The sequence below is a fragment of the Stenotrophomonas sp. genome (genome assembly GCF_050737575.1).
Taxonomy (GTDB): domain Bacteria; phylum Pseudomonadota; class Gammaproteobacteria; order Xanthomonadales; family Xanthomonadaceae; genus Stenotrophomonas.
Map to the genome: position 1 here is coordinate 73,115 of NZ_JBOHXW010000008.1, position 24,563 is coordinate 97,677.

Annotated in this window: 19 protein-coding genes; 3 read left to right on the forward strand and 16 right to left on the reverse strand. The window is 64.6% G+C overall.

The annotated features are described in order from the left end of the window. The first annotated feature begins 3 nt into the window (after positions 1-3). Entirely contained in the window at positions 4-1,599 is a 1,596-nt protein-coding gene (locus tag ACREP4_RS14925) for a GMC family oxidoreductase (RefSeq protein WP_431596981.1), read from the forward strand. Positions 1,600-1,676: 77 nt separating this feature from the next. Here the strand turns inward: ACREP4_RS14925 and ACREP4_RS14930 are convergent, their stop codons facing one another. Both ACREP4_RS14930 and ACREP4_RS14935 read right to left on the reverse strand, forming a co-directional pair. Next, positions 1,677-3,611: a M48 family metallopeptidase gene (locus ACREP4_RS14930; RefSeq protein ID WP_431596982.1), complete on the reverse strand. Its 1,935-nt coding sequence runs from the start codon at positions 3,609-3,611 to the stop codon at positions 1,677-1,679. A gap of 74 nt (positions 3,612-3,685) precedes the next feature. Next, positions 3,686-4,291 (reverse strand): LemA family protein, encoded by a 606-nt coding sequence (locus ACREP4_RS14935; RefSeq protein ID WP_431596983.1) that lies wholly within the window; start codon positions 4,289-4,291, stop codon positions 3,686-3,688. A gap of 79 nt (positions 4,292-4,370) precedes the next feature. Between ACREP4_RS14935 and ACREP4_RS14940 the strand changes: the two genes are divergently transcribed. Beyond that, a complete protein-coding gene (locus tag ACREP4_RS14940) occupies positions 4,371-5,783 on the forward strand; it encodes a serine hydrolase domain-containing protein (protein WP_431596984.1) in 1,413 nt (470 codons plus the stop codon). A 457-nt stretch (positions 5,784-6,240) separates the two neighbouring features. Here ACREP4_RS14940 and ACREP4_RS14945 read toward each other — a convergent pair whose 3' ends face one another. The 10 genes from ACREP4_RS14945 to nudE form a co-directional block, all read right to left on the reverse strand. Continuing rightward, complete coding sequence (locus ACREP4_RS14945; protein WP_431596985.1) at positions 6,241-6,846, reverse strand: hypothetical protein; 606 nt, start codon at positions 6,844-6,846, stop codon at positions 6,241-6,243. 880 nt (positions 6,847-7,726) lie between these two features. Beyond that, positions 7,727-8,122, reverse strand: coding sequence for a glycine cleavage system protein GcvH (gcvH, locus tag ACREP4_RS14950; RefSeq protein ID WP_431596986.1), 396 nt, complete (start codon positions 8,120-8,122; stop codon positions 7,727-7,729). A 90-nt stretch (positions 8,123-8,212) separates the two neighbouring features. Beyond that, a complete protein-coding gene (gcvT, locus tag ACREP4_RS14955) occupies positions 8,213-9,334 on the reverse strand; it encodes a glycine cleavage system aminomethyltransferase GcvT (protein WP_431596987.1) in 1,122 nt (373 codons plus the stop codon). A gap of 87 nt (positions 9,335-9,421) precedes the next feature. Then, positions 9,422-9,853 (reverse strand): NfeD family protein, encoded by a 432-nt coding sequence (locus tag ACREP4_RS14960; RefSeq protein WP_431596988.1) that lies wholly within the window; start codon positions 9,851-9,853, stop codon positions 9,422-9,424. Between the two features lie 3 nt (positions 9,854-9,856). After that, positions 9,857-10,828, reverse strand: coding sequence for an SPFH domain-containing protein (locus tag ACREP4_RS14965; protein WP_431596989.1), 972 nt, complete (start codon positions 10,826-10,828; stop codon positions 9,857-9,859). A gap of 270 nt (positions 10,829-11,098) precedes the next feature. Next, positions 11,099-11,401, reverse strand: a complete 303-nt coding sequence (locus ACREP4_RS14970; protein WP_431596990.1) for an Mpo1-like protein — start codon at positions 11,399-11,401, stop codon at positions 11,099-11,101. Between the two features lie 38 nt (positions 11,402-11,439). Continuing rightward, on the reverse strand, positions 11,440-11,763 hold the full coding sequence (locus ACREP4_RS14975; protein WP_431596991.1) for a YnfA family protein: 324 nt from the start codon (positions 11,761-11,763) through the stop codon (positions 11,440-11,442). Next, positions 11,760-12,578: a nucleoside triphosphate pyrophosphohydrolase gene (gene mazG, locus ACREP4_RS14980; RefSeq protein WP_431596992.1), complete on the reverse strand. Its 819-nt coding sequence runs from the start codon at positions 12,576-12,578 to the stop codon at positions 11,760-11,762. Before mazG ends, ACREP4_RS14975 begins: the two co-directional genes overlap by 4 nt. A gap of 74 nt (positions 12,579-12,652) precedes the next feature. Beyond that, positions 12,653-13,459 carry a 3'(2'),5'-bisphosphate nucleotidase CysQ gene (gene cysQ, locus ACREP4_RS14985; RefSeq protein WP_431596993.1) on the reverse strand — a complete coding sequence of 269 codons (807 nt, stop codon included), beginning with the start codon at positions 13,457-13,459 and terminating at the stop codon, positions 12,653-12,655. Further along, the gene (nudE, locus tag ACREP4_RS14990) at positions 13,456-14,004 is read right to left on the reverse strand and encodes an ADP compounds hydrolase NudE (protein WP_431596994.1); all 549 of its coding nucleotides are present in this window, start codon (positions 14,002-14,004) and stop codon (positions 13,456-13,458) included. The genes cysQ and nudE overlap by 4 nt, the downstream gene beginning before the upstream one ends. 124 nt (positions 14,005-14,128) lie before the next feature. On the opposite strand from nudE, the gene ACREP4_RS14995 reads away from it, so the two are divergent. Further along, positions 14,129-14,863, forward strand: coding sequence for a 16S rRNA (uracil(1498)-N(3))-methyltransferase (locus ACREP4_RS14995; protein ID WP_431596995.1), 735 nt, complete (start codon positions 14,129-14,131; stop codon positions 14,861-14,863). Positions 14,864-15,258: 395 nt separating this feature from the next. Here the strand turns inward: ACREP4_RS14995 and ACREP4_RS15000 are convergent, their stop codons facing one another. The 4 genes from ACREP4_RS15000 to ACREP4_RS15015 form a co-directional block, all read right to left on the reverse strand. Next, positions 15,259-15,798 (reverse strand): hypothetical protein, encoded by a 540-nt coding sequence (locus ACREP4_RS15000; protein ID WP_431596996.1) that lies wholly within the window; start codon positions 15,796-15,798, stop codon positions 15,259-15,261. A gap of 174 nt (positions 15,799-15,972) precedes the next feature. Then, positions 15,973-16,446 carry a chemotaxis protein CheW gene (locus tag ACREP4_RS15005; RefSeq protein ID WP_431596997.1) on the reverse strand — a complete coding sequence of 158 codons (474 nt, stop codon included), beginning with the start codon at positions 16,444-16,446 and terminating at the stop codon, positions 15,973-15,975. Between the two features lie 25 nt (positions 16,447-16,471). Then, a complete protein-coding gene (locus ACREP4_RS15010) occupies positions 16,472-17,854 on the reverse strand; it encodes a chemotaxis protein CheB (RefSeq protein ID WP_431597061.1) in 1,383 nt (460 codons plus the stop codon). Further along, positions 17,820-24,539 carry an Hpt domain-containing protein gene (locus ACREP4_RS15015; RefSeq protein WP_431596998.1) on the reverse strand — a complete coding sequence of 2,240 codons (6,720 nt, stop codon included), beginning with the start codon at positions 24,537-24,539 and terminating at the stop codon, positions 17,820-17,822. Before ACREP4_RS15015 ends, ACREP4_RS15010 begins: the two co-directional genes overlap by 35 nt. Positions 24,540-24,563: the final 24 nt, after the last annotated feature.

Genomic DNA, 24,563 nt, shown 5'->3' on the forward strand with positions numbered 1-24,563 from the left:
GTCGTGAAGGAGTTCGACTACATCATCGTCGGCGCCGGGTCCGCCGGCTGCGTATTGGCCAACCGACTCAGTGCCGACCCGCAGCTGCGCGTATTGCTGATTGAAGCCGGGCCGCGTGACTGGCACCCCTTCATCCACATGCCGGCCGGGTTGGCGCACCTGGTCAACAATCGTCGAATCAACTGGAACTACGACACCGAGCCGGAACCGGCACTGGGTAACCGCCGCCTGTGGTGGCCGCGCGGGAAAGTGCTGGGCGGCTCCAGTTCGATCAACGCCATGTGTTACGTGCGCGGCGTGCCCGGCGACTACGACCGCTGGGCGCAGGCCGGCGCCACTGGCTGGGAATGGGACAGCGTGCTGCCGTGGTTCCGTCACAGCGAAGGCAACGCGCGCGGCGGCGATGCCTTGCATGGCGGTGACGGCCCGCTGCAGGTCGCCGACCTGCGCCACGTCAATCCGCTCAGCCACGCCTTCATCGAAGCCGGTCAGCAGGCCGGGTACGCACTCAACACCGACTTCAACGGTCCTCGGCATGAAGGTGTTGGCCTGTATCAGGTCACCCAAAAGGACGGCGCACGCTGCTCGTCGGCTGCCGCCTATCTGGCGCCGGTGCGCCAGCGCGCCAACCTGCAGGTGCTTACCGGCGCGCAGGTCGAGCGAATTCAGATCGACAACGGCCGCGCGACCGGCGTGGTGCTGCGCGCCGGTGGTCAACGCCAACACCTGCAGGCAGCGCGCGAAGTGTTGCTGAGTGCAGGCGCGATCAACTCACCGCAGTTGCTGATGTTGTCCGGCGTCGGCCCGGCCGATCACCTGCGCGATCACGGCATCGACGTTCAGTTGGACCAACCCCGCGTCGGCGCCAACCTGCAGGACCATCTGGACATCTGCACGCTCTACCGCACCGTGCCCGGCGTCAGCTACGACCGGCTGAGCGAAGTGAAGATCGGTTTCGACTATTTTCTGCGCGGCCATCGCGGTGCCGGCACCAGCAATGTCGCCGAGGCCGGCGGCTTCGTGCGTTCGCGTTTCGCCCCGGACGAGCGCGCCGACATCCAGTTCCACTTCGTCCCGGCCATGCTCGACAACCACGGCCGCCACCGCCTGCCTGGCGACGGCTACACCCTGCACGCCTGCTATCTGCACCCGCGCAGCCGTGGCCACATCGCACTGGCCAGCAACGATCCACAGGCGCCGGCGCGCATCCATGCCAACTATCTGAGTGATGCCGAAGGCTTCGACCTGAAGATGATGATCGAAGCCGCGCGCCTAAGCCGCGACCTCCTGCAGCAACCGGCGTTCGCCGCATGGCGCAAGGCGCCCTTGTTCCCCGAACGCGATGATTTGGACGACGCGGGCTTGGAAGCTTTCATCCGCGCCAAGGCCGAAACGATTTATCACCCGGTCGGCACCTGCCGCATGGGCAGCAACGACACCGCCGTGGTTGACCCGCAACTGCGGGTACGCGGTATCGATGGCCTGCGCGTGATCGACGCCTCGGTGATGCCCAGCCTGCTCAGCGGCAACACCAACGCGCCGACCATCATGATTGCCGAGCGCGCAGCCAGCCTGATTCTCAACAACGAGATCTTGTAGCGCGGCGTCATGTTCCGCTGACGCCTTCCCGGCAATGCTCTTGCCGAGCGTGGCTCGACACTAGCGCGCCGGCACGCTCAACTCACTTGAAGCAGCGCCGGCAACGGGCAATGCAGGGTCGCGCAGAGGGTGCGCAGCAGTTCGGCTTCGGCCACGTTGACGCGCTGGTTGTGGCTGACGGTGGCGGTCACCGATTCGACCAGCAGCTGCTTGGCCAGCGGATCCAATGCATCCAGCGGCTCCCACACCGCATCCAATGCCAGCACGCCGTTGACCGGCGGCGCATACGGCAGGTGATCCTGCGGCAGGACGCGCTGCAGCCCGGCCAGATAGGCGCGACGCGCACCGGCTTCATCGCCCGGATTTCCCGCCCGCGCCACCACCGCCAACAACGTTGCGAACTCCTGGCGCACGCCGATCACTTTGCGGCGACCGAAGTGCAGATGTTTCGACGGCTCCAGCGCCGCCTGCACCTGTACCTGCAGCAAGCGCGACAGGCAGTACTCGAACAACGAGATGCGGCCGTCGGCGTGAGTGAGTGCATCGATGCATTGCACGAAGGCCTGCAACTGCGGACGCGGCAAGCTGCGCAAGGTCGGGAAGGCCAATGCCGCGACCGGCAACCGCAGCGCTGCATGCAGGTCACGCAACGGGCCGACGGCCAACTCCTGCATGCGTTGCGCCTGTAACGCCCCCAGCTGCGCCTGGACGGCCTCGCGCTGGCTAACCGCCACCCGTGCATCCGTATCGAGCAACAGCGCCAGCAACAACGCAGGCGCGCTTTCACGATCACGTGCGAGTTCGCGCAGCGCAGGCGAAAGATTGCCGGCCAAACGCACCGCCTGTTGGAAATCATCGTCGGCCGGCGTGGCCACCTGCGCGGCGACCTGTTCCGGGTCCACGCGCATCCGGTACGGCGTGCCCGGCAACGCCGGCGGCACCAGCGCATCCACGCTCGGTGCGTAATGCGCGGCCAAACCCAGCGCGCGGTCTTCGGCCAGACCATCGGGCGGCGTCGCCAACCAATTGCCGCGCAGCGTCTGCAACTGCGACGCGCGGAATGACGGCTGCAGCCGCTGGATGCGTTCAAGCAACGGCGGATGCGTGGCGAACCAACGCGAGAAGCCCAGGCCTTCGCCGAACAACATGTGGCTCACTTCTTCGGCATCGGCGCGATTGCCCAGATGCGAGCCGTCCGGTAAGCCGCCGATCTTCTTCAAGGCACCGGCCAAGCCCTGCGTCTGCCGGGTGAACTGCACCGCCGAGGCATCGGCCAGGATTTCGCGCTGGCGCGACACCGCCGCCTTGATCAACCGACCGAAAAACACGCCGATGCTGCCGATGGCAATCGCCACGACGCCGGCCACCAGCAGCGCCACCACCGGGCCCAAGGTGCGCCCGCTGCGCCCGCGCGCGCCGGTGCCCATGTGCAGCAGCACGCGCCTGCCGATCACGCTGATCATCAAAATGCCGAACAGCACACCCATCAGGCGGATGTTCAGGCGCATGTCGCCGTTGAGGATGTGGCTGAACTCGTGCGCGATCACGCCCTGCAACTCGTCACGATTGAGCCGCTCCAGCGCGCCGCGCGTGACCGCGATGGCGGCATCGGCCGGCGAGTAACCCGCCGCAAATGCATTGATGCCCGGTTCCTGCTCCAGCACATACAAACGCGGCATCGGCACGCCGGAGGCAATCGCGATTTCCTCCACCACGTTGCGCAGCCGTCGCAGTGCGGGATCGGTGCTGCTGGCAGGCACTTCGGTGCCGCCCATCTGCACCGCCACCACTTCACCACCGCCGCGCAGACTGGAGATGCGGTACAGCGACGCCAGCCCGATCACCGCCAGCGTCAGGACGCTCGACCACAGCACTGCCTGCGGGCTGCCGCTGACAAGCAGCAACACCACCACATCCACCACCGCGACAATCGCGATCACCGCTGCGGCGAACAGCAGCAACAGGCGCGTGGAGTTCCGCCGCGCCTGCGCTTGATGTTCAAAAAAATTCATCCCTTCCCCCTGCGACCGCCGCCCGCGCGACGATCATGTCACGCGGTGTGATCGCTGCACTCAGCCAGCGCGATTCAGAACTGGACCTTGGGCGCCTCGCGCACCTGCTCACGCTTCTCCAGCGGAATATCCAGCAGCGCGGCAGTGCTGAAATTAAACATCTCGGCAAACACATTGGCCGGGAATGTCTCGCGGCGGTTGTTGTAGCCCAGCACCGCATCGTTGTAAGCCTGCCGCGCAAACGCCACGCGGTTCTCGGTGCTGGCCAACTCTTCGCTCAGCTGCATCATGGTCTGGTTGGCCTTCAAGTCCGGATAGGCCTCGGCGACCGCCATCAACCGCCCCAGCACGCTGTTCAACTGTCCTTGTGATGCCGCCAACTGCGCCATCGCGGCGGCGTCGCCCGGGTCGGCCTTGGCCGCAGCCAAACCTGACTGCGCGGCACTGCGGGCGGCGATCACCGCTTCCAGCGTCTGCCGCTCGTGGCCCATGTAGGCCTTGGCGGTCTCCACCAGGTTGGGAATCAGGTCAAAGCGGCGCTGCAATTGCACGTCAATCTGGGCAAACGCGTTCTTGTAAGTATTGCGAGAGCGCACCAGCCCGTTATAGATGCCGATCCCCACGGCGATAACTGCGATAACCACCACAAGAAAAACAAGAAATATCAACGCGATGCCCATTCATCCTCTCCCCGTTTGTGCAATCGTAAAAAGCAGCGCTAGAATCCATGCCAGCAGTAGCTTACAGGCACCGATCACGATGAAAGACAACAGCAGGCGCCGGCGTATTCGCCCGGTCGCATCGGGGTTGCTGGGGGTATTGATGCCCTTCGCATTGTCATCGACCGCGCAGACGCCCGCCCAGGTGAACCTGCCCACTACCGCACCGGCCGCCGCATTGCCGGTGAATCTGGAAAACGCACCGGCGCAGTCGCCGACGCAACCGATGGCCTACCGCGCTGCATTGCGGCCAGACCAGGTGCAGCCGCTGCCCGCCGAATTCAATGTCGCCGCCATCGAGGCGCTGGCCGAACAGCTGACCTACGGCAACCGCGTGCCCGGCATGGCAATGGCCATCGTCCAGAACGGTCGCATTCTGTCCGCGCGCGGCTACGGCGTCACCGACATCAGCAATCCGCAGCCGGTCGATGCGCACACCGTGTTCCGCCTGGCCTCACTGTCCAAAGCCTTCGCCGGCACCATGGCCGGTTTGCTGGTCAACGACGGCACCCTGCGCTGGGACAGCAAGGTCACCGATTACGTGCCGGGTTTCCGCCTGGCAACACCCGAGGCCACCAGCAAGCTGACCGTCGCCGACGTGCTCAGCCAACGCGTCGGCCTGACCAGCAATGCCTATGACCGCGATGTCGAGGCCAATGCCGACTACTACTCGCTGACCCAGAAGCTGGCCACCGCGCCGCTCAAGTGTTCGCCGGGCGACTGCTATTCCTATCAGAACGTCGCTTTCAGCCTGGTCGGCGACGTGGTGTTTGCCGCTTCCGGCAACTTCTACGAACAGGCCGTGGAAAAGCGCATCCTCAAGCCGCTGGGCATGAACGATGCCAGCCTCGGCTTGGCCGGCATCCAGGCCAGTTCGCGTTGGGCACGCCCGCACGTGCGCAGCCGCAATGGCTGGGTGTCGCTGACGCCCAAGCCCACTTACTACCGCGTTGCGCCGGCAGCTGGCGTCAACGCCAGCGCCAGCGACATGGCGCAGTGGTTGCTGGCCCACACCGGTCATCGCCCCGACGTGTTGCCGGCTCCGTTGCTGGCCACGCTGCATGCACCGCTGGTCAGCACACCAGGCGAGATGCGCTCGGGCTGGCGTCACCAGCGTCTGGACTCGGCCGGTTATGCATTGGGCTGGCGCGTGTTCGATTACTCCGGCCACCCGGTGGTGTTCCATGCCGGCGCCGTGCAGGGCTATCGCGGCCTGGTCGCACTGCTGCCCGAACGCGACCTCGGCATTGCGGTGATGTGGAACGGTGAAAGCAGCCTGCCCTCTGGTTTGATGCCGACCATTCTTGATCGCGCCATCGGCCTGCCCACCCAGCGTTGGCTGGACGTGGACACCGACTTCGGTAGCGACAACCTGATGGCCGAAGATGGCGCACCGGCACGCGGCGGCAAGAAGGGCGCATCGTCCGACCGCGCAGTGGCATCCCCGCGCTGAGCGGCAATGGCGTGATGATGCAAACGAAGGGCGGCCATTGGCCGCCCTTTGTGTATCTGGCAGGCAGACATTCGCCAACGGTAGAGCACAGCCCTACTCTGCCGAACAAAACTTCAAACTCTCGTAGTCAAGCTCCTCTCCCCTTGCGGGACGAAGAGGGTCGTTTGCGAACCACCGGTTCGCGACCTGATGAGTGCCTTTGCGGCAACGCAAGAGCCGGGGCGCGGAGCGGCGGTTGGTGAGAGGGGTGGAGGCAAAAGTTGCCAGTGCCTGAGCAAACTCAGCTTTGCTCTCCCCTCTTCCGCCCTTCGGGCACCTTCCCCCAAGAAGGGGGCTGCTGTCCCGCAAGGGGAAAAGGGAACAGCCGAGGCGTCGACGGCGCAAATCGCGCATAAAAAAACTCCCTCCCCGCTGGGCAGTCGGGGAAGGAGTTTCAGGTAGTGCTAGTGACGCTGGATCAGATCAGCGGCGCCGGGGTTGCCGGCAGCGCGACCGGAGCGGCCTTCTTCTTGCGGGCGACCGGCTTCTTCTTCGCAGCGACCTTCTTGGCAGCCGGCTTCTTGGCGGCAACCTTCTTTACGGCCTTCTTGACAGTCTTCTTGGCCGCAGCCTTCTTGACGGTCTTCTTGGCAGTAGCCTTCTTGGCTACTTTTTTGGCAGCCTTTTTGACAGTCTTCTTGGCCGCAGCCTTCTTGACGGTCTTCTTGGCAGCGGCCTTCTTGGCTACTTTCTTGGCAGCCTTTTTGACGGTCTTCTTGGCCGCAGCCTTCTTGACGGTCTTCTTCACTGCCTTTTTAGCAGTCTTCTTGGCGGCCTTCTTGACGGTCTTCTTGGCCGCAGCCTTTTTGACGGTCTTCTTGGCAGCTGCCTTCTTGACGGTCTTCTTCACTGCCTTCTTTGCAGTCTTCTTGACTGCCTTCTTGGCGGTGGCCTTCTTGGCGACCTTCTTCACTGCCTTCTTGGCGGTTGCCTTTTTGGCGACCTTCTTCACAGCAGCTTTCTTGGCAACTTTCTTTACCGCCTTTTTGGCGGCCGGTTTCTTAGCAGCTTTTTTCGTGGCCATGGAATGGTTCCTCGTCAGTGATCTATGGAATTGAAATGCCCAGTTGAAGCAAATCCGCGGTGAACCGCGGAGGACCGACGACGCGTCTGGCGCGTCGTGCCGGATACAGAAACACCCGCATCGGTGCCCGCTGCGGGTGCCATGTCTAATTCGGGGGGGTGTTTCGCGGAAGGAAGCGAGTCCTGCTCCACCATTGAAGAGATCCTGGCGGACGTCCAAGTTGTGCTTCGCGTCTGAATGTTGATTCGGCTCACTCGCTTCCGCAGAAAGGTCTGCTGGGCGAAACCTAATCACGGTTTTTTTTACTGTCAACTATCTTGCTGCATTTTTTTTCTACCCGCCCCCCGCCCATCCTCCCCCGCCTACCTGGCAACGACCGGCCATGCACCGTCATCGTTGCCGTGTTGAAGCACGCCACAAAAACACGAATGCAAAAAAACGTCGAGGAAAATGCACTTTTATTTCATTACGACAAACATATCGCGTACAACCATGCACCTGCGACGGACGCCTTACCACACCGCTAACGCACCGAAAGTGCCGCACGCAGCGCCTTGAAAATATTTCATCTTCCGGTCATGCATTGCGGTGTGCAGCGATCATTTTGCGCAGAATTTTTTGCACCTTCGCCCAGCCGCGACATGACCTTCTGTCGTCCGATGCATCCACGCATGCATCCGTTTCGATGCGCATCGCAGGCGCTGTACCCGTCGTCTTTCATCACATGGCGATGACATTCGCGACGCACCCGGCAACTGCAACGCGATCACCTCGACGACGGCCGGCAGCACGTGCACTGCACCTGCTCCGCCCACTGCGATGCCGGTGCGGGTAAAAAAAAAGGCCGCCCGAAGGCGGCCGTTTTTTGGATCACGGGAACTTAGTGTTCGTCGTCTTCCAGCATCTGTGCGTAGTCGTCCGGACCGAGCAGGTCGTTCAACTCCGCCGGCTCGGACAGCTCGACAACAAACAGCCAACCGTCGCCGTACGCATCTTCGTTGATGGTTTCCGGCTTGTCGGTCACCGCTTCGTTGACTTCGACCACGGTGCCGGACACCGGGCTGTAGACGTCCGAAGCAGCCTTGACCGACTCGACCACGGCAGCGCCGTTGCCGGCCTGCACGGTGTCACCGACAGCCGGCAGCTCGACGTAGACCAGGTCACCCAGCAAACCTTGGGCGTGGTCGGAAATACCAACGGTGACGCGGCCATTGCCTTCGGCACGGGCCCACTCGTGGGACTTGAGGAATTTGAGGTCGCCAGGGATCTCGCTCATGGAACTGCTCCGAAAAAAACGGTGGTCGGGATGGAACGCTAGTTTAACCAACCGGGCACTGGCTGACGCCTGCGCCCGGTCCTACAAAACTCAAAGATTGATGCCGGCCTGTGCCTGGCCGTCACGCACGAACGGGAACTTCACCACGCGCACCGGCACTTCCTTGCCACGGATATCCACGCGCACATCCGTCGGCGCGCCGGCCGGCACGCGGGCGAACGCAATGGCCTTGCCCAGCGTCGGCGAGAACGTGCCGGACAGGATTTCGCCTTCGCCATTGGCGGTGAGCACTTTCTGGCCGTGGCGCAGCACGCCCTTGTCATCCATCACGATGCCGATCATCTGGCGCGCGTTGCCGGCGGCCTTCTGCGCTTCCAACACCGGGCGACCGATGAAGTTGCGCGGGGTTCCGTCAGCCAGGTCATCCAGTGCCACCGTCCACGACAGCGCGGCTTCGTAAGGGCTGATGGCTTCGTCCATGTCCTGGCCGTAAAGATTCATGCCGGCTTCCAGGCGCAGCGTGTCGCGCGCGCCGAGGCCGGCCGGCTTCACGCCTGCGGCAAGCAGTGCGTTCCAGAAGGCGACAACCGCGCTCTGCGGCAACAACACTTCGTAACCGTCCTCACCGGTGTAGCCGGTGCGTGCGACGAACAGCGGCGTGCCGTCGGCGGCGGTGACATCCAGTGCGGCGAACCGGCCCAGCTTGTCCAGCGCAGCGCGATCGGATTCGGCGACCAGGCCGGCGACCAGCGCGCGGGCCTGCGGCCCCTGCACGGCGATGATGGCCAGGTCTTCGCGCTCGACCACTTCAACGTCGAACGCGGCGGCGTGCTGGCGGATCCACGCCAGGTCCTTCTCCCGGGTGGAGGCGTTGACCACCATGCGGAAGAAATCATCGGCCAGGAAGTACACGATCAGGTCGTCGATCACGCCGCCCTGCGCATTGAGCATGCACGAGTACAGCGCCTTGCCGGTGACCTTGACCTTGTCGATGGAGTTGGCCAGCAAGTGGCGCAGGAACTCGCGGGTACGTGCGCCCTTCAGGTCGACCACGGTCATGTGGCTGACGTCGAACATGCCGGCGGCGTTGCGCACCAGGTGATGCTCATCGATCTGCGAACCGTAATGGATCGGCATGTCCCAACCGCCGAAGTCGACCATCTTGGCGCCGAGCGAGCGGTGGGTTTCGTTGAGCAGGGTTTTCAGGGTCATGGCCGTTCCACTAAAAAGGGTGCGCCATTATCCCAGATGGTTACCGGTAAAACCTGCGGCACCGCCACACGGGGTGCCGCAGACAGGTCAAGCCTGCTGGACTTTCAAGGTCATGCCATCCACCGCGACCACCCGCACGCGGCTGCCGCTGGGCAGGTCCGGCCCGGCGACCACCCAGAACGCGTCGTCGATTTTCGCGCGCCCGATGCCATCGGCAATGGCCTGTTCAAGCACCACCACGCGGCCGACCAGTTGTTCGGCACGGCGATTGAGCAACGGCTGCTCACTCTGGCGGTCGCGTTTGCGGAACCAGGTGCGGTACACCTGGATCGACACGAAGCTCAGCACCACAAACAGGATGACCTGCAGCAGCACGGTCATGCCCTCGAACGCCCACACGGTAAGGAACACCGCCGCCGCGGCGACGCCCATCCACAGCATGAATGCGCCAGGCGCCAAGGCTTCAGCGGCGAACAAGGCGACCGCCAACGCGGCCCAGATCACGACTTCCCAACGCATGACTCAGCGCTCCAGTGGTGGCGGGTTGCCGCGCGCGGCGGCGGGTCGGCGTTCTTCCTGCTTGGCGAACGCTTCCTTGGCCAACTCGGCAACGCCGGCAATGGAGCTGATCACGCCGGTGGCTTCCATCGGCATCAGCACCAGCTTCTGATTGGGCGAGGTGGCCAGCTTGCCGAAAGCTTCCACGTACTTCTGCGCGATGAAGTAATTGATGGCCTGCACGTCGCCCTCGGCGATGGCCTGGGACACCAGCGTGGTCGCCTTGGCCTCGGCTTCGGCCTGGCGCTCGCGTGCTTCTGCATCGCGGAAGGCGGCTTCCTTGCGCCCTTCGGCGTCCAGCACCGCAGCCTGCTTTTCACCCTCGGCACGCAGGATCGCGGCCTGACGCAGACCTTCGGCTTCCAGAATCTGCGCGCGCTTCTCGCGCTCGGCCTTCATCTGCCGCGCCATGGAATCAACCAGATCACGCGGCGGCTGGATGTCGCGGATCTCGATGCGGGTGACCTTGACGCCCCACGGATTGGTGGCCTGGTCGACCACGTTGAGCAGCTGCGCGTTGATGGTTTCGCGCTGGCTCAGTGAGGCGTCCAAGTCCATCGAACCGATCACGGTGCGGATGTTGGTCTGCACCAGCGCGATCATCGCCACTTCCAGATGGGCGACTTCATAGGCGGCCTTGGCCGCGTCCAGCACCTGGAAGAACACCACGCCGTCCACGCGCACGACTGCGTTGTCCTTGGTGATGACGTCCTGGCTGGGCACGTCCAGCACCTGTTCCATCATGTTGATCTTGCGGCCCACGCCGTAGACGACCGGGATCAGGAAATGCAGGCCGGGCGACATCGTGTGCGTGTACTTGCCGAAGCGCTCCACGGTCCATTCGTACCCCTGCGGCACCATCCGCACCGTCTTGAACAGGATGATGATGCCCGCCACCACCACGACCATTGCCAGAACACCTGCGCCACCGCCCATATGCCTGCTCCCGCCCTATGATGTTGGGCCGAGTATAGCCATCGGCGTGCAGGGTGAAATCGTGATTGAAGCGCGGTGTCGCGGCCCTGCGCCATTCAGCGGGAGGGGGGAAGGGCGCGTTGTTACCTGGGCAGCCGGGCTGTTTTGTAGGAGCGGCTTCAGCCGCGAGGCTATCGGTGCATCCGCCGCCGGCAGTCTTTGTGATTGCAGAAATGATGGTCGTCGGAAGCGTTGTGAGCTTCGCGGCCGAGGCCGCTCCTGCGGATCGGATCAGATCGTGACGCGGCCGCGCAGGATGTCGACGAACATCACCCAGTCGCCGGCAAATGAATAGAACGGGTGGCGGAAGGTCGCCGGGCGGTTTTTCTCGAAGAAGAAATGGCCCACCCAGGCAAAGCCATAGCCGCACAACAACGCCGCCAGCAGCCATGCACCGTTGCGGTGCCAGAGCGCCATTGCCAGACACGCAAGCACGCCCCAGCTGCCGATGAAGTGCAACCGCCGGCTCACCACGTTGCGGTGTTCCTGCAGGTAGTACGGATAGAACTGACGGAAACTGCTGAACCGCGACATGGCCTGCTCCCGGGTATCCCTGCGGGAGGATACGACCTTCAGTTGCTGCGCGGCGCGAACATGATCACCGCCATGCCCAGCAGGCACAGGCTTCCGCCCAGCAGGTCCCAGCGCGAGGGTTTGACCGAATCCACCAGCCACAGCCACAACAGCGCCACGCAGACATACACGCCGCCGTACGCGGCATAGACGCGGCCGGTTGCGGTGGGATGCAAGGTCAGCAGCCAGGCGAACAGCGCCAGGCTCGCCGCCGCCGGCACCAGCAGCCACGGGCTGCCCTGCTTGCGCAGCCACAACCACGGCAGATAGCAGCCGATGATCTCGGCCAGCGCGGTCACCAGGAACAGGAGCAGCGTCTTCATGACGCAGCCGCCTTTTCATCGCGCTTGACCGACTGCCACAGCGCTTCCTGCTGCTCCAGTGTCAGCGCTGTCATCTCACTGCCCTGCGCGGCCGCCAGCGCTTCCATCGCACGGAAGCGGCGCTCGAATTTGTGATTGGCCTGGCGCAATGCGGTGCCGACATCGACCTTGGCGTGACGTGCCAGGTTGGCAGCAACGAACAACACATCACCGAGCTCTTCCTGCAGCCGCGCCTGGTTGTCAGCGACCGGTGCGGCCTCGAACTCGGCCTGCACTTCGTCGATTTCTTCGCGCAGCTTGTCCAGCACCGGCGCAGCATCGGGCCAATCAAAGCCGGTGCGTGCGGCGCGCGACTGCAGCTTGGTGGCGCGCAGCCATTCCGGCAGGCCACGCGAAATACCGGCCAGCGCGGAGTGATCCTGTTCGCCCTTGGCAGCGCGCTCGCCGCGCTTGATTTCTTCCCAGTTGGTCAGGACCTCGGCCGCATCACCGGCCTCGGCGTCGCCGAAAATATGCGGATGGCGGCGGATCATTTTGTTGTTGATCGACGCCACCACATCACCGAAATCAAAGGCGCCCTGCTCGCTGGCCATCTGCGCATGGAACACCACCTGCAGCAGCAGATCGCCGAGCTCATCCTTGAGGTCGACCAGGTCGTTGCGGTCGATGGCGTCGGCCACTTCATAGGCTTCTTCCACGGTGTACGGCGCGATGCTGGCGAAGTCCTGTTCCAGGTCCCACGGACAGCCACCGTTTGGATCACGCAGGCGCGCCATGATCTTCAACAGCGACTGGATATCGTTCAACTCGGACATGTTCGCCTCGCTCTCATCAGCATTGCGCCGGCGGTTGCCGGCGCTTGAAACACTCGCAATCTGCAGCCACCGGCTTACAGCCCGGCGACCCAATCCCGCCACGGCAACGTTGCGTCGCCCAGCGCGACAAAGTCGCCATTGAGCAGACGCGGCCGCTGGTTGTACTGGAACGGCAGGCCGCTGTCGGCGGCCAGCACCACGCCACCGGCCGCTTCCAATACGCATTGACCGGCCGCGGTGTCCCACTCACTGGTCGGCCCCAGGCGTGGGTACACGTCGAGCGTGCCTTCGGCGATGCGGCAGAATTTCAGTGACGAGCCTTGCGCGATCACTTCAATCTCACCCATCCGTGCCAACAACGTCTGTGTGCGTTCACCGCGATGTGAGCGGCTGGCGGCCACCCGCAGCGGAGCGACCGGCGGCACACGGGTGTTGATCGCGTTCTGCTGCGCACCTTCGCGACGGTATGCCTTGGCACCGCGCTCGGCGTGCCAGATCACGCCAGTCACCGGCGCCTGCACCACGCCAAACACCGACACGCCACCATCAATCAAGGCGATGTTCACGCTGAACTCGCCATTGCGCTTGATGAATTCGCGGGTGCCGTCGAGCGGATCGACCAACCAATACCGCTGCCATTGACGACGGGTTTCCCACGCAACGTGGGCCGACTCCTCCGACAGCACCGGGATATCCGGAGTCAGTTGCGTCAGGCCCTGCACGATCAGCCGGTGCGCGGCCAGATCAGCGGTGGTCACCGGGCTGTCGTCGGCCTTCTGTTCGATATCAAAACCGTGGGCGTAGACCTGCATGATCGCCGCGCCCGCCTGTTCGGCAATGCCGATGACGCCTTCGCGCACGGCAGCGTCCAGCCCGCTCATCGCTGGCTCCCCAACCACTCCCGGACGATGAACAGCGCCGCCAGCGAACGGCCTTCGGAGAAATCGTCGCGCAGCATCAGTTTGTCCAGATCAGCCAGTTTCCACGGCACCACTTCCAGCTCCTCGGGTTCGTCGCCGGGCAGGCGCTCGGGATAAAGATCGCGCGCCACCACCAGCCACGATTGGTGACTCATATACGTAGGCGCCAGGGTCAGGCTGCGCAGCACATCCAACTGGCGCGCACCGTAGCCGGCTTCTTCCTTGAGCTCGCGATCGGCGGCCTGCAGCGGGTTCTCACCGGCATCGATGCGGCCCTTCACCAAACCCAACTCGTAGCGGTGCAGGCCAGCGGCGTACTCGCGCACCAGCAGCACGGTTTCGTCATCGAGCATCGGCACCACGACCACCGCGCCATGTCCGCCACTGACCAAGCGCTGGAAGTGGCGGCGTTCACCGTTGGAGAACTCCAGATCCAGATGTTCCTGACGGAACGGACCGATGTGTTCTTCCACGATTTTGTGAATCAACGGCAGCGGGCGGGTCATGCGTCGCCCCCGGCAAGAATGCAGACGACCGATAGAATGCGCATTGGCTGATACGTTCTCATGAGCCCGAAATGCTAGCAGACCCGGCCCGCCCCAGCCGCCCCCGCCCTACCGAGACCTCCGCATGCGCCTGACCCGCTCCCCCATCGAACTGCCGCTCAGCGTGGGCCAGACCCTGCCGTTGCCGGAAGAAGCGGCCAATCATCTGGTGCGGGTAATGCGCCTGCGCGAAGGTGACAGCTGCGTGCTGTTCAACGGCGACGGCCACGATTACAGCGCCACCATTGCCGCGGTCAGCAAACGTGAAGTGCTGGTGCGGATCGACAGCGCACTGGCGGTGGACAACGAATCGCCGCTGCCGATCACGCTGCTGCAGGGCATCGCACGCGGCGAGAAGATGGACCTGATCCTGCAGAAGGCCACCGAGTTGGGCGTCAGCGCCATCATCCCGGTCAACGCCGAGCGCACCGAAGTCAAACTGGATGCAGCCCGCGCCGAAAAGCGCATCGCCCATTGGCGCAATGTGGTCGGCTCGGCCTGCGGTCAATCCGGCCGCGCCCGCATTCCCGCGATCAGTGCGCCGCAATCGCTGGCGGCCGCCGCAGCGAGCTTGCCGGAACAGACCTTGCGATTGACCCTCGACCCGCTCGGCGAGCACCGGCTGGCGTCATTGTCGGCGGCCCCGGCCAATGGCGTGGTGATTGCCATCGGCCCGGAAGGCGGTTGGTCGCCGCGTGATCGCCAGCAGCTGGCCGAGGCCGGCTTCCAGGGCCTGCAGCTGGGCCCACGCATCCTGCGCACCGAAACGGCCGGTCTGGCCGCTGTGGCGGCGTTGCAGGCGCGGTTGGGGGATTTGTAAGCACGCGGGGAAAGCAAACCGCATGCGTAGGCTGGGAAGAACTCCCAGCGCCGTCCGCGCATACCCCTCGTTGGCGGCATAGCTGGGATTACGCTGCGCTCCATCCCAGCCTACGGCGCTGAAGCGCCGGAAATGCCTGATCACCGCCCTTCTCCCGCATGCGGGGTGAAGGCATGCGGCTTACGAGCCACCGGCTCGTGCATGACTGAACGCCTCGCACGCTGTGCGAGGCCGGGGCGCGGAGCGAGGTGCCCCGTAGGGGCGGATGAGGGCAGCTTTTGCTTTGGCTTCGGGAAGATTGTGCAGCTGTCATTGCAGCGACTTCGATCTCCCCTCACCCCAACCCCTCTCCCGCCCGCGGGAGAGGGGCTTCAAGCACGGGCCTTACGCTGGCATCAGCCGAACGGCTGGATGCACAACAGCGCCGAGCGCTGCGGGTCCTCCGGAATTTCCATCAGCTCCGGCGCATTGCCTTCGTCCGATGCAGCGCTGCGGGCGAAATCCGAGCCCAACGTTCGCAGCAGCACGGCGCGCGCCTGTTCCAGCGGCACGGTGAAGTGCAGGCCCTGCGCGAACGTGGCGGTGGAAGAAGGCATTTCGATGCGATCCACCGGCAGCCCGTGGAAACTGTCCTTGACACAGAAATAGGCGATCTCGGCCGCATCATCGACCTCGCACGGGATCAACAGGCCGCGTTGGCGGAAATACGGATTGACCGGTTCGAGCGGGTCGCCCTCTCGGTAAAAACCATGCAGGCGGCAGTTGCTGAAACCCTGCAAGGCCTCCTCAAGTGAGACATGATCCGCTGCCGCATCCGCCGGCCCTTGCTGGGCCGCCCCCGAGCAGCCAAGCAGCAGCGCGCCCATCAGCGATGGCAGCACGCGGCGAGCAAGGGGAACCGAAAAACGACTGACGGCCTTGGCGCAGCTTTCCATTCCGCACTCCTTTGCGTTCCCGCAGACAAGCAAGGGATGGTGCCTGCGGGGGTGCCCGCATTCAATTCAATGGCTGCAAACGGACCAAGCCGCTGGCAAGGCCGCGTATCGCGGCCCGCGCGCGTGGCTTGGATCGGGAGCGCTGCGGCAGTCCGAAACGGACCGCCTGCGTGCTCAGGCAGCGGCCGCCAGGGCCGTGACCACGGCGCTTTCAATCGCATCCAGATCCGGCAGCAGTGCGCTCTGCTCGCCCAGCAGCACGCGCATGTGCACGCCAGCCGGCAGGCTTTCTTCCGATGCGTCGGCCAGCAGGCCGTCACGCGGCACCGCGATCAACTGCGGGAAGGTCTGGGTCAGCAACGCAAAGTACGGCAGGTCCGGGTTTCCGCCCAGCGCCTTGAGCACCACCACCTTGTTGTTGGTGGTCACCGTTTCGTGGCCGTGGCCGCTCAAGCCGGCGTAGGACAGCAGCGGCACGCTCCAGCCGTGCCAGGCAATCTGCCCGATCAGCCAATGCGGTGCATTGGCGATGGGTTCCACCGGCACGCGCGACATCATTTCGGCCACGGTGGCGTTGGGCAGCAGCACGCGCTCGTTGCCGGATTGGATCAGGACACCGCGTACTTCGTCATTGTTTGCATAACTCATCGTCTGTTCCTTGATCGCGGCGGTATCAGCCGGCGCAGTGCACGGCCAATTCGGCGACCAGGAATTCCGGATCACCAGCGGTCATTTCGGCGGCGGCCAATTGGCTGGCAGCGGCGGGATCGTAGCAACCCTCACCGACCTGCCCGGCCACCCAACCGCCCTTGCTGGCGAACTCCAGCACCTGCGGCACCAACGCCACGTCGGCGCCACTGAGCATCATCACCGCGCTGCGTGCCGGCGGCATCGCCGACAGCAGATCGTTTTGTTCGGCACTGAAACTCAAACCAGCACCAGACAACTCCAGGCCCATCGCGTCCGGCAGGATGTAGACGTTGCCAGCCACCAGCGGCTGACCCGGATCGGCCAGTGCCACCGGCAACACGGTGGCGCGCGCCATCTGCTTGACCAGATTGGCGTAGCGTCCGCCGTCCAGGCGCAGCTGCACCAACACCGGGTGCTGGAAATCTTCCGGCAGGCCGGCCAACACACGACGCACAGCATCGGGGCCACCCACACCGGCGAGCAGCAACACCGCGCCGTTTGCATCGGCCTCGCCAGCATCAATCTCGACCAGCGAAAACTCGCGGTTGAGCAGGCTGGCCAGGACCGGCGCCTGTTCTTTTTCCACGTCGACCGTGACCGGTTCAGCGACATAGCCGTCGTCTTCCAGCAGCGACCAGCTGTTGAAATCACCAGCCGGCTTCGGCAGTGCGGCCTCCGGTTCCACCACAGTGGTATCCAGCGGCGGCAGCGGCGGCGGAACCGCAGCGCTGCGCGGTGCTTCCTGCGCGGGTGCTGTCTCCGTCGCCGAGGCTGCGATCAACTGCTCGAAATCCAGGACTTCGGGACGGGCGTCGTCGGCCATCGGCTCGAATCGCGGCGCATCCGGCTGCCAATCGCTGAGCGCTGCTGCTGCATCTTCCAGCTCGAAATTCAGTGGCGCGCTGGGCGCCGACTCCGCTGCCTGCACTGCCACTTCCGGCACTGCCTGCACAGCGTTGGTGGCGTCGGCCAATTCGCTTTCCGAACCCGGCGGCAACACGTTCTGGTGGCCTTGCAGCTTGGCTGCCAGATGGCGGATCCAGCGCTGTGCTTCCCAGCCTTCCCGGCGCGCAGCCAGTTCAGCCTCCTCAAACAACAGGCTCAGGTGCGGCGCTTCAAGCACGGTTTCCAGACGCTCCAATGCGTCTTCCACCGCCGGCTCCAGCGCCACCAGCACCACCTGCGGTGCGGCGGCGTCGAGCGCTGCCGCATCCAGTTCGTTGGGATCCTCTTCCAGCACGATGCGGCCGCCGGCAGCGGCGATCGCTTCGCGCAGGCGGTCGCGGGCGGCACCGGCGCGGGCCAACAGGGCTACCGGCTTGGCCGAATCATCAGTCGCGTACACGTGCAATCCCCAGCAGGTCATAAACATTGCGCATCAGGTCCAGCTCCTGATACGGCTTGCCGAGGTAGCGCTGCACGCCAATCTCGAAGGCACGCTGGCGATGTTTGTCGCCACTGCGCGAGGTGATCATCACAATCGGCACGCCCTTGTAGCGGGCATCGGCACGCATCGCGGTGGCCAGCTCATAGCCGTCCATACGCGGCATTTCGATATCCAGCAGCATCAGGTCGGGCACGCGCTCTTCCAGTTGCTCCAGCGCCTCGATACCGTCGCGTGCCACCACCACTTCAAAGTTGTGGCGTTCCAGCACGCGGCCGGTGACCTTGCGCATGGTCAGCGAGTCATCCACCACCATCACCAGCGGCACATGGCGCTGCTGTGCGACGACGGCAGTTTCCACCGGCTGCTGCGGCTGTGCCAGGTGACGACGCACCAGCGGTGCCACGTCCAGAATCACCACCACGTTGCCTTCGCCGGTGATGGTCGCGCCGTAGATGCCCGGCACCGAGGCCAACTGCAGGCCCACCGGCTTGACCACGATTTCGCGGTTGCCCAGCACCTGGTCGATGGCCACGGCCGCGCGCAGGTCGCCCGAGCGCACCAGCAGCAGCGGAATTTCCGCCTGGCCTTCGGCCTTGGCAGCGGCCTGGCCGACCAGAGCGCCGAGGTTGTACAGGGTGAAGTCTTCGCCGTTGTAGTGGTAACCGCCCTGCCCGGCATCAAACCGCTCGCGCGAGATGCGGCCGATACCGCTGACCGAGGCCACCGGCACCGCGTAGGTGGTTTCGCCAATACGCACGAACACCGCCTGGGTGACCGCCAGTGTCTGCGGCAGGCGCAGGGTGAAGGTCGCGCCCTGGCCGCGTACCGAGTGGATGTCCACCGAGCCGCCAAGCTGACGCACTTCGTTGCGCACCACGTCCATGCCAACGCCACGGCCCGCCAACTGGCTGACCTGTTCGCTGGTGCTGAACCCGGAAGCGAAGATCATCTGATCCAGCTGCGTGTCGTCCAGCGTTTCGTCGGCGGCCAGCAACCCGCGCTGTTCGGCGCGGCGACGGATCGCCTCACGGTCCAGACCGGCACCGTCGTCGCCGACTTCCAGCACGATTTCCGAACCTTCGCGGCGCAGACGCAGGGTGATTTCGCCCTCTTCCGGCTTGCCCGCTTCGGTACGCGCGGCCGGTTGCTCCAGGCCGTGGGCCACCGAGTTGCGCAGCATGTGTTCCAGCGGTGCGACCATGCGGTCGAGCACGTTGCGATCCAGTTCGCCGTGGGTGCCTTCAAGCTTCAGGTGCACCTGCTTTTCGGTTTCCTGCGCCGCCTGACGCACCACACGACGCAGACGCGGCACCAGACCATCGAACGGCACCATGCGCGCGCGCATCAGGCCGTCCTGCAGTTCGGAGCTGACGCGCGACTGCTGCTGCAGCAGCACGTCGTAGTTGCGCGAGAGATCGTCCAGCACACCCTGCAAACCGCCCAAGTCGGCCGCCGATTCGTTCAGCGCACGACTCAACTGCTGCAGCGTCGAGAAACGGTCCAGTTCCAGCGGATCGAAGGTCTGATCGGCCTGTTCGTGTTCGCGACGGTAACGCGCGACGATCTGCGCTTCGGTTTCCAGATCCAGACGACGCAGCTGATCGCGCAGACGTGCGTTGGTGCGGTCCAGCTCGGCCATGGCGCCACGGAAGGCACCCAGCTGCTGTTCCAGACGCGAGCGGTAGATCGCCACTTCACCGGCGTGGTTGACCAGGCTGTCGAGCAGGTCGGCGCGCACACGCACCTGTTCCTGCCCACGCGGCGAACCGTCATCCTCGCTTGCCTGCTCGTCGGCCAACGGCGCCGACAGCGGCTCGTTGACGGCCAGCGGCTGCGGGACAACAACCACGGAAGACTGTTTAACGTTAACCGCTGCAGCGTTGACCACCGAGGCGGTCACCGGTGCGGCGACGGCTTCGGCACGGCCTTCGGTCCGCGCTTCAAACGCTTCGATCACATCGGTCGGCATCTGCACCGCGCGGTGTTCGCCGGTACGGAGCAGCAACTGATGCAGGCGGTCGAAACCGCGCTCCAGCAGCTGTACATCGCTGCGGGTCATCTCGGTGCGGTTGGCGGCAACGGCTTCCAGCAACGATTCGATGCCGTGGCCAAGGTCGCCGATGGCATTGATGCCCGCCATGCGCGCGCCACCCTTGAGGGTGTGCAGATCGCGCTGCAGGCCGGCCAATGCTTCCCGGTCTTCCGGCGCACTACGCAGCTCGCTGACCAGACCATCGCAATGGTCGAGCAGGTCCTTGCCCTCCTCGACAAAGATGTCGATCAGTTCGCGATCCAGCTCGCTGAAGTCCAGCGGGCCGGCATCGAACTGCGCGACCAACGCAACGACTACCGGCGCTGCGGCGTCTTCCGGCAGCGGCGCGGTGAGCGGCGCCAGCGTGATCTTGACCGGCTCGGGCGGCAGTTCGGCGACCGCGTCGGCCGGCTGCAGGTCTTCGCTTTCGGTGTTGTCTTCGCTTTCGGTGTTGTCTTCGATTTCGGCGATGGTCGCTTCGGCGAGGACTTCTTCGGCTGTGGCGTCTTCGGTGGCTTCGGCTTCGGCTTCGGCTTCGGCTTCAACAGCGTCGACAGATGCTGCAGCGTCGACGACGTCCAATGCTTCTTCCGTCTCGGCAACATCTACCGAAACGACGTCTACCGATGCAATCGTTGCTTCACTGTCATCGGCCGAGGTCGGTTCGACAGCGGCGACCTCCACGGCATCTGCGTTGTCGATGACGTCATCGTTTGCGGCATCAGCGGCTTCGGATTCAATCGACAGTTCGGCGTCGGTCACATCGCTGCTTTCAACCCGCGGCGCAGCGTCGTTCGCCTCGGCCGCATCGACTTCAGCGGCAACGATTTCTTCTTCGATGGCGGCAGCGTCAACAACGTCTTCTGCAGCTTCTGCAACTTCGACGGCTTCGACGGCTTCGACAGCTTCGACAGCTTCGGCTGTATCGTCTTCGACAACGGAGGTCTCGACCGCCGCAGCGGCATCGACCGTGCTGTCCGCAGCGTCGCCCGGCGCAGCGCCGCTGTTCAACGAATCCACGTCCTGCACGGCAACGGCTTCGTCGTCAGCCACCTCGTCGGTACCGACCGGCGCGACAGCGGCAAATGCCACGTCTTCCAGATCGGCTTCAACGAGTGTGACTTCTTCAATCGCGATTTCTTCAACCAGCGGTACCGATGCGGGCAGTTCTTCTGCCACTACCGCTTCGTCCAGGCTGGCGTTCTCGGCTTCGGCTTCGACTTCGACCAGATCCAACGTATCGATATCGCCAACGTTCAACGCATCGATCAACGCCGGCTCGACAGTCTCTTCGACCGGCGCAATGAAGGCCGGGGCATCCACGAACGACAGATCCGGCGTGGCAACGAGGCCTTCGTCCTGCGACGCGGCTGCCGGACGCGCTGGCTCGGACAGGAACGACGGCAGATCGCCGAGCGTGCCTTCCAGCAAGGTCGGGTCGAAGTAAGCCGACAGGTCTTCCACGCCTTCCAACTCGGCCTTTGGCGCTTCCTGCACCGCGGCCTGCTCGGCTTCGCCTGCGGCGTCGAACTCGGACGCGTCATCGGCAAATGCCAGGTCGTCATCCATCGCCATCGGCGGCCACTTGGCATCCGGCAGCGCATCGGCCAGCGTCTGCAGACGCTCAGCGACACCCGGGAATGCCGGAATGCGCGGCGACGGATCACGCAGCGCAGCGATGGTGGTCGCCACGGCGGTCGCCATCTGCGCCAGCGCGCCAACGCCGCTCGCGGTCGGAACGATGCCGGCCGCCAACGAACGCTTCACGAACGATTCGGCCGGCGTGGTGATGCCAGTGATCACCGGCACGTCGGTCATCGCGAACGCGCCGCTCATGGTGTGCACGGCGCGCAGCAGTTCTTCCGACGCCGGCTGCGGCTGCAGCTGCGATTGCGCCAACCAGCGGTTCACCGTTTCCAGGTGCACGCCGATTTCAGCTTCCAGAATCTCGCGCAGCACGCTGTCCACCGAGGCCGGCATGCCTTCGCCGTCGTCGCCCAACGGCGATGCTTCATGCGCCGGTTCGACGATGGCCGCAGTGGCCTCCGTCGCACCCACAATGTGGAAGGCTTCCTCGCCGGCGGCAACGCGCTCGGCGACGTCCTGCATGGCGATCAGATCGGACTGAATGGTGCCGGTGCCGCGCAGTGCGGCATTGAGTTCCGGCAGCACGTCGTAGGCCTGATTGACCAGCGCCACCACGGCCGGGCTGGCCGGGCGGTTACCGTCAAGCACGCGGTTGAGCATGCTCTCGATCTTCCAGCTGAACTCACCCAGAGTGCGGGCGCCGACCAGGCGGCCACTGCCCTTGAGCGTATGGAACACGCGGCGCACCGGGCGCAGGCGCTCGGCATTGTTCGGCGCAGCGCGCCATGCCGGCAGCAGGTTGCCCAGGTTCACCAGTTCTTCGTCGAATTCCTCGATGAAGACTTCGCGGATGTCCTGGTCGATGGCATCACCGTTGTCGATGAAGCCACCTTCCAACTGATGCGTGGCAGCGCCGGCAAACGGCGTAGCCGTCACGCTTGCGGCCTGCGCCAGTGCGACTTCGGCAACCGGCTCGGCAGCGTTTGCGGCGGCGGCGAAGCCATCGAACGATTCGGAGGCCGCGTTGAGCTCGGCCATGAACGCGGCGGTCTCGGCGTCGACTTCGGTGTCGACCACGACAGCCGGCACGTCAGCTTCGACATTGCGGCTGTCGTCGACGGTCAGTTCCAGCGGCTCCAGCTCGGCATTGGCCAGCGGTGCGGCATCCAGCTGCCAATCCAGCGGCGCTTCCACCACCGGGGCAGCGGCAACCGGCGCTTCAAGCACCGGCTCGAAGAAGGCGTCGGCGGCCTCCAGATCAAAGTTGTAGACCGGCGTGGCCGACAGCGACACGGGCGCCGGCGCGTCTTCCACGTCCAGTTCCAACAGGCTGCTGTCGAACGTGTAGACGTCGGCAGAGGCCGCAGGTGCCGCGTCCAGCTCGGCGGCGATGGGATCGAAGGCAAGCGGTTCGAGCGGCGTGGCGTCGCTCGCAGCGTCAAGCTCGAAGCCTTCCAGCGCGATGGGCGCCAGCGTGTAACTGGTCTCGCCTACCGAAAGATCTTCGGCACCAACCGGGTCGAACACCTGCGATTCCGACGCCACTTCCGGCGCGGAATCGGCTTCAACCGGCACCGGCTTGGCGTTGATCGCAGCAGCGAACACCAGCGGAATGTCGGCGCCGGTCGTTGCCTGTACATCCAGCAGCGACGGCAACGGTGGCGGCATGACGGCGGCGGCTACTGTCGGTGCCGGTGTTTCCGCCACAGCTGCAGTTTCCTGCGCCGTGTTGATTTCGGCCGGCGCAATGGCGGCTTCCAACGGCGCAGCAATGGTCACCGGTTCCGCCGCGCCCGACGCTGACGGCAGCGGCCAGTAACGCAGCGTTTCCAGGCTGGTGCGGGTGATGTCGAGAATTTCCTCGCGGCCAGGACGACGGTCGCGCAGCGCTTCGAGGTAGTACTCCAGGCTGGCCATCGCATCGGCCAAGGTGTCGAGCTGGCGGCCACTGGGCACGCGCTGGCGTTCGATCAACTCGGCTTGGATGTACTGGCGCACGGCCTGCAGATAGCCCGCCGGCTCCGGGATTTCCAGCATACGCAGCGCGCCGCTGACTTCTTCCAGCAAGCGCGGCACTTCGGCCAGACGCTGGTGGTCCCAGTTGGTTTCGATGAAGGCCACGAACGATTCGCGCGCGGCGGTGAAATTGGCAATGGCTTCGTGCGCCAGCACTTCCACCGTGCGCCGGGTTTCCACGGTGACCGCATCGTCTTCGCCGCCGGGTATGGCGCCCAGGTGTTCGACCTGGTCGTCCAGCGATGCGTCCACGTACAGCAGCGCACCGGCGATATCCAGCAACAGACTGTCGTCGATGATGCGCGCGCCGGACACCACGTCGCGCAGCGCATCGCGCTGCTGGCCGACGATGCTGCGCGGCACGCCCAGCCCCATCACGCCGAGCGTGTCGGCCACCGCGCCCAGCTCACTCACCTGCACCTGCAGATCAGCGGGATTGCCGCCGGTGCGCACGTGCAGATCGAGCGCATCCTTGATGCGCATCAATTCTTCTTTGACCGCGCTGCCCACGGTATCGAGCAGTTCGCGATTGCGCCCGCTCAGGCTGCCGCGTGCGTGTTCCACTTCGTCCGGCGTGGCGTTGCTGGCATCCGGATTGAAGGCCAGCAACACGCTTTCGTTGATGCCTTCAGCACCGCGTGCAGCACGGATTTCGTTGAGCAGCGGCAGCAGCACGATCGGAATGTCGCGATGGCCGTTCTGCAGGCGTTCCAGGTAGTCCGGCAGCAACACGGTGCCGCGCATCAGCGTGCCGCAGGCTTCGTCGCGATCGGTGACCGCGCCGTCGCGCACGGCGTTGGCCAGCTGCTCCAGCTCCTCGGCCACCATCGCCGGGGCATACAACTCGACCATGCGCAGCGTGCCCTGCACCTGGTGCAGGTAGCCGGCGCAGAAACGCATGCGACTGGTGTCGCCGGGATCTTCCACGAAGTATTCGACCTCGCTGCGCACCTGGCGCAGGGTCTCGTCCAACTCGGGCTTCACCCAGCCAAGAGCCGCGTGGCTCATGGCATCGCGCAAGGTACTCATTGCATTCCCCTGTACAGCATCAAT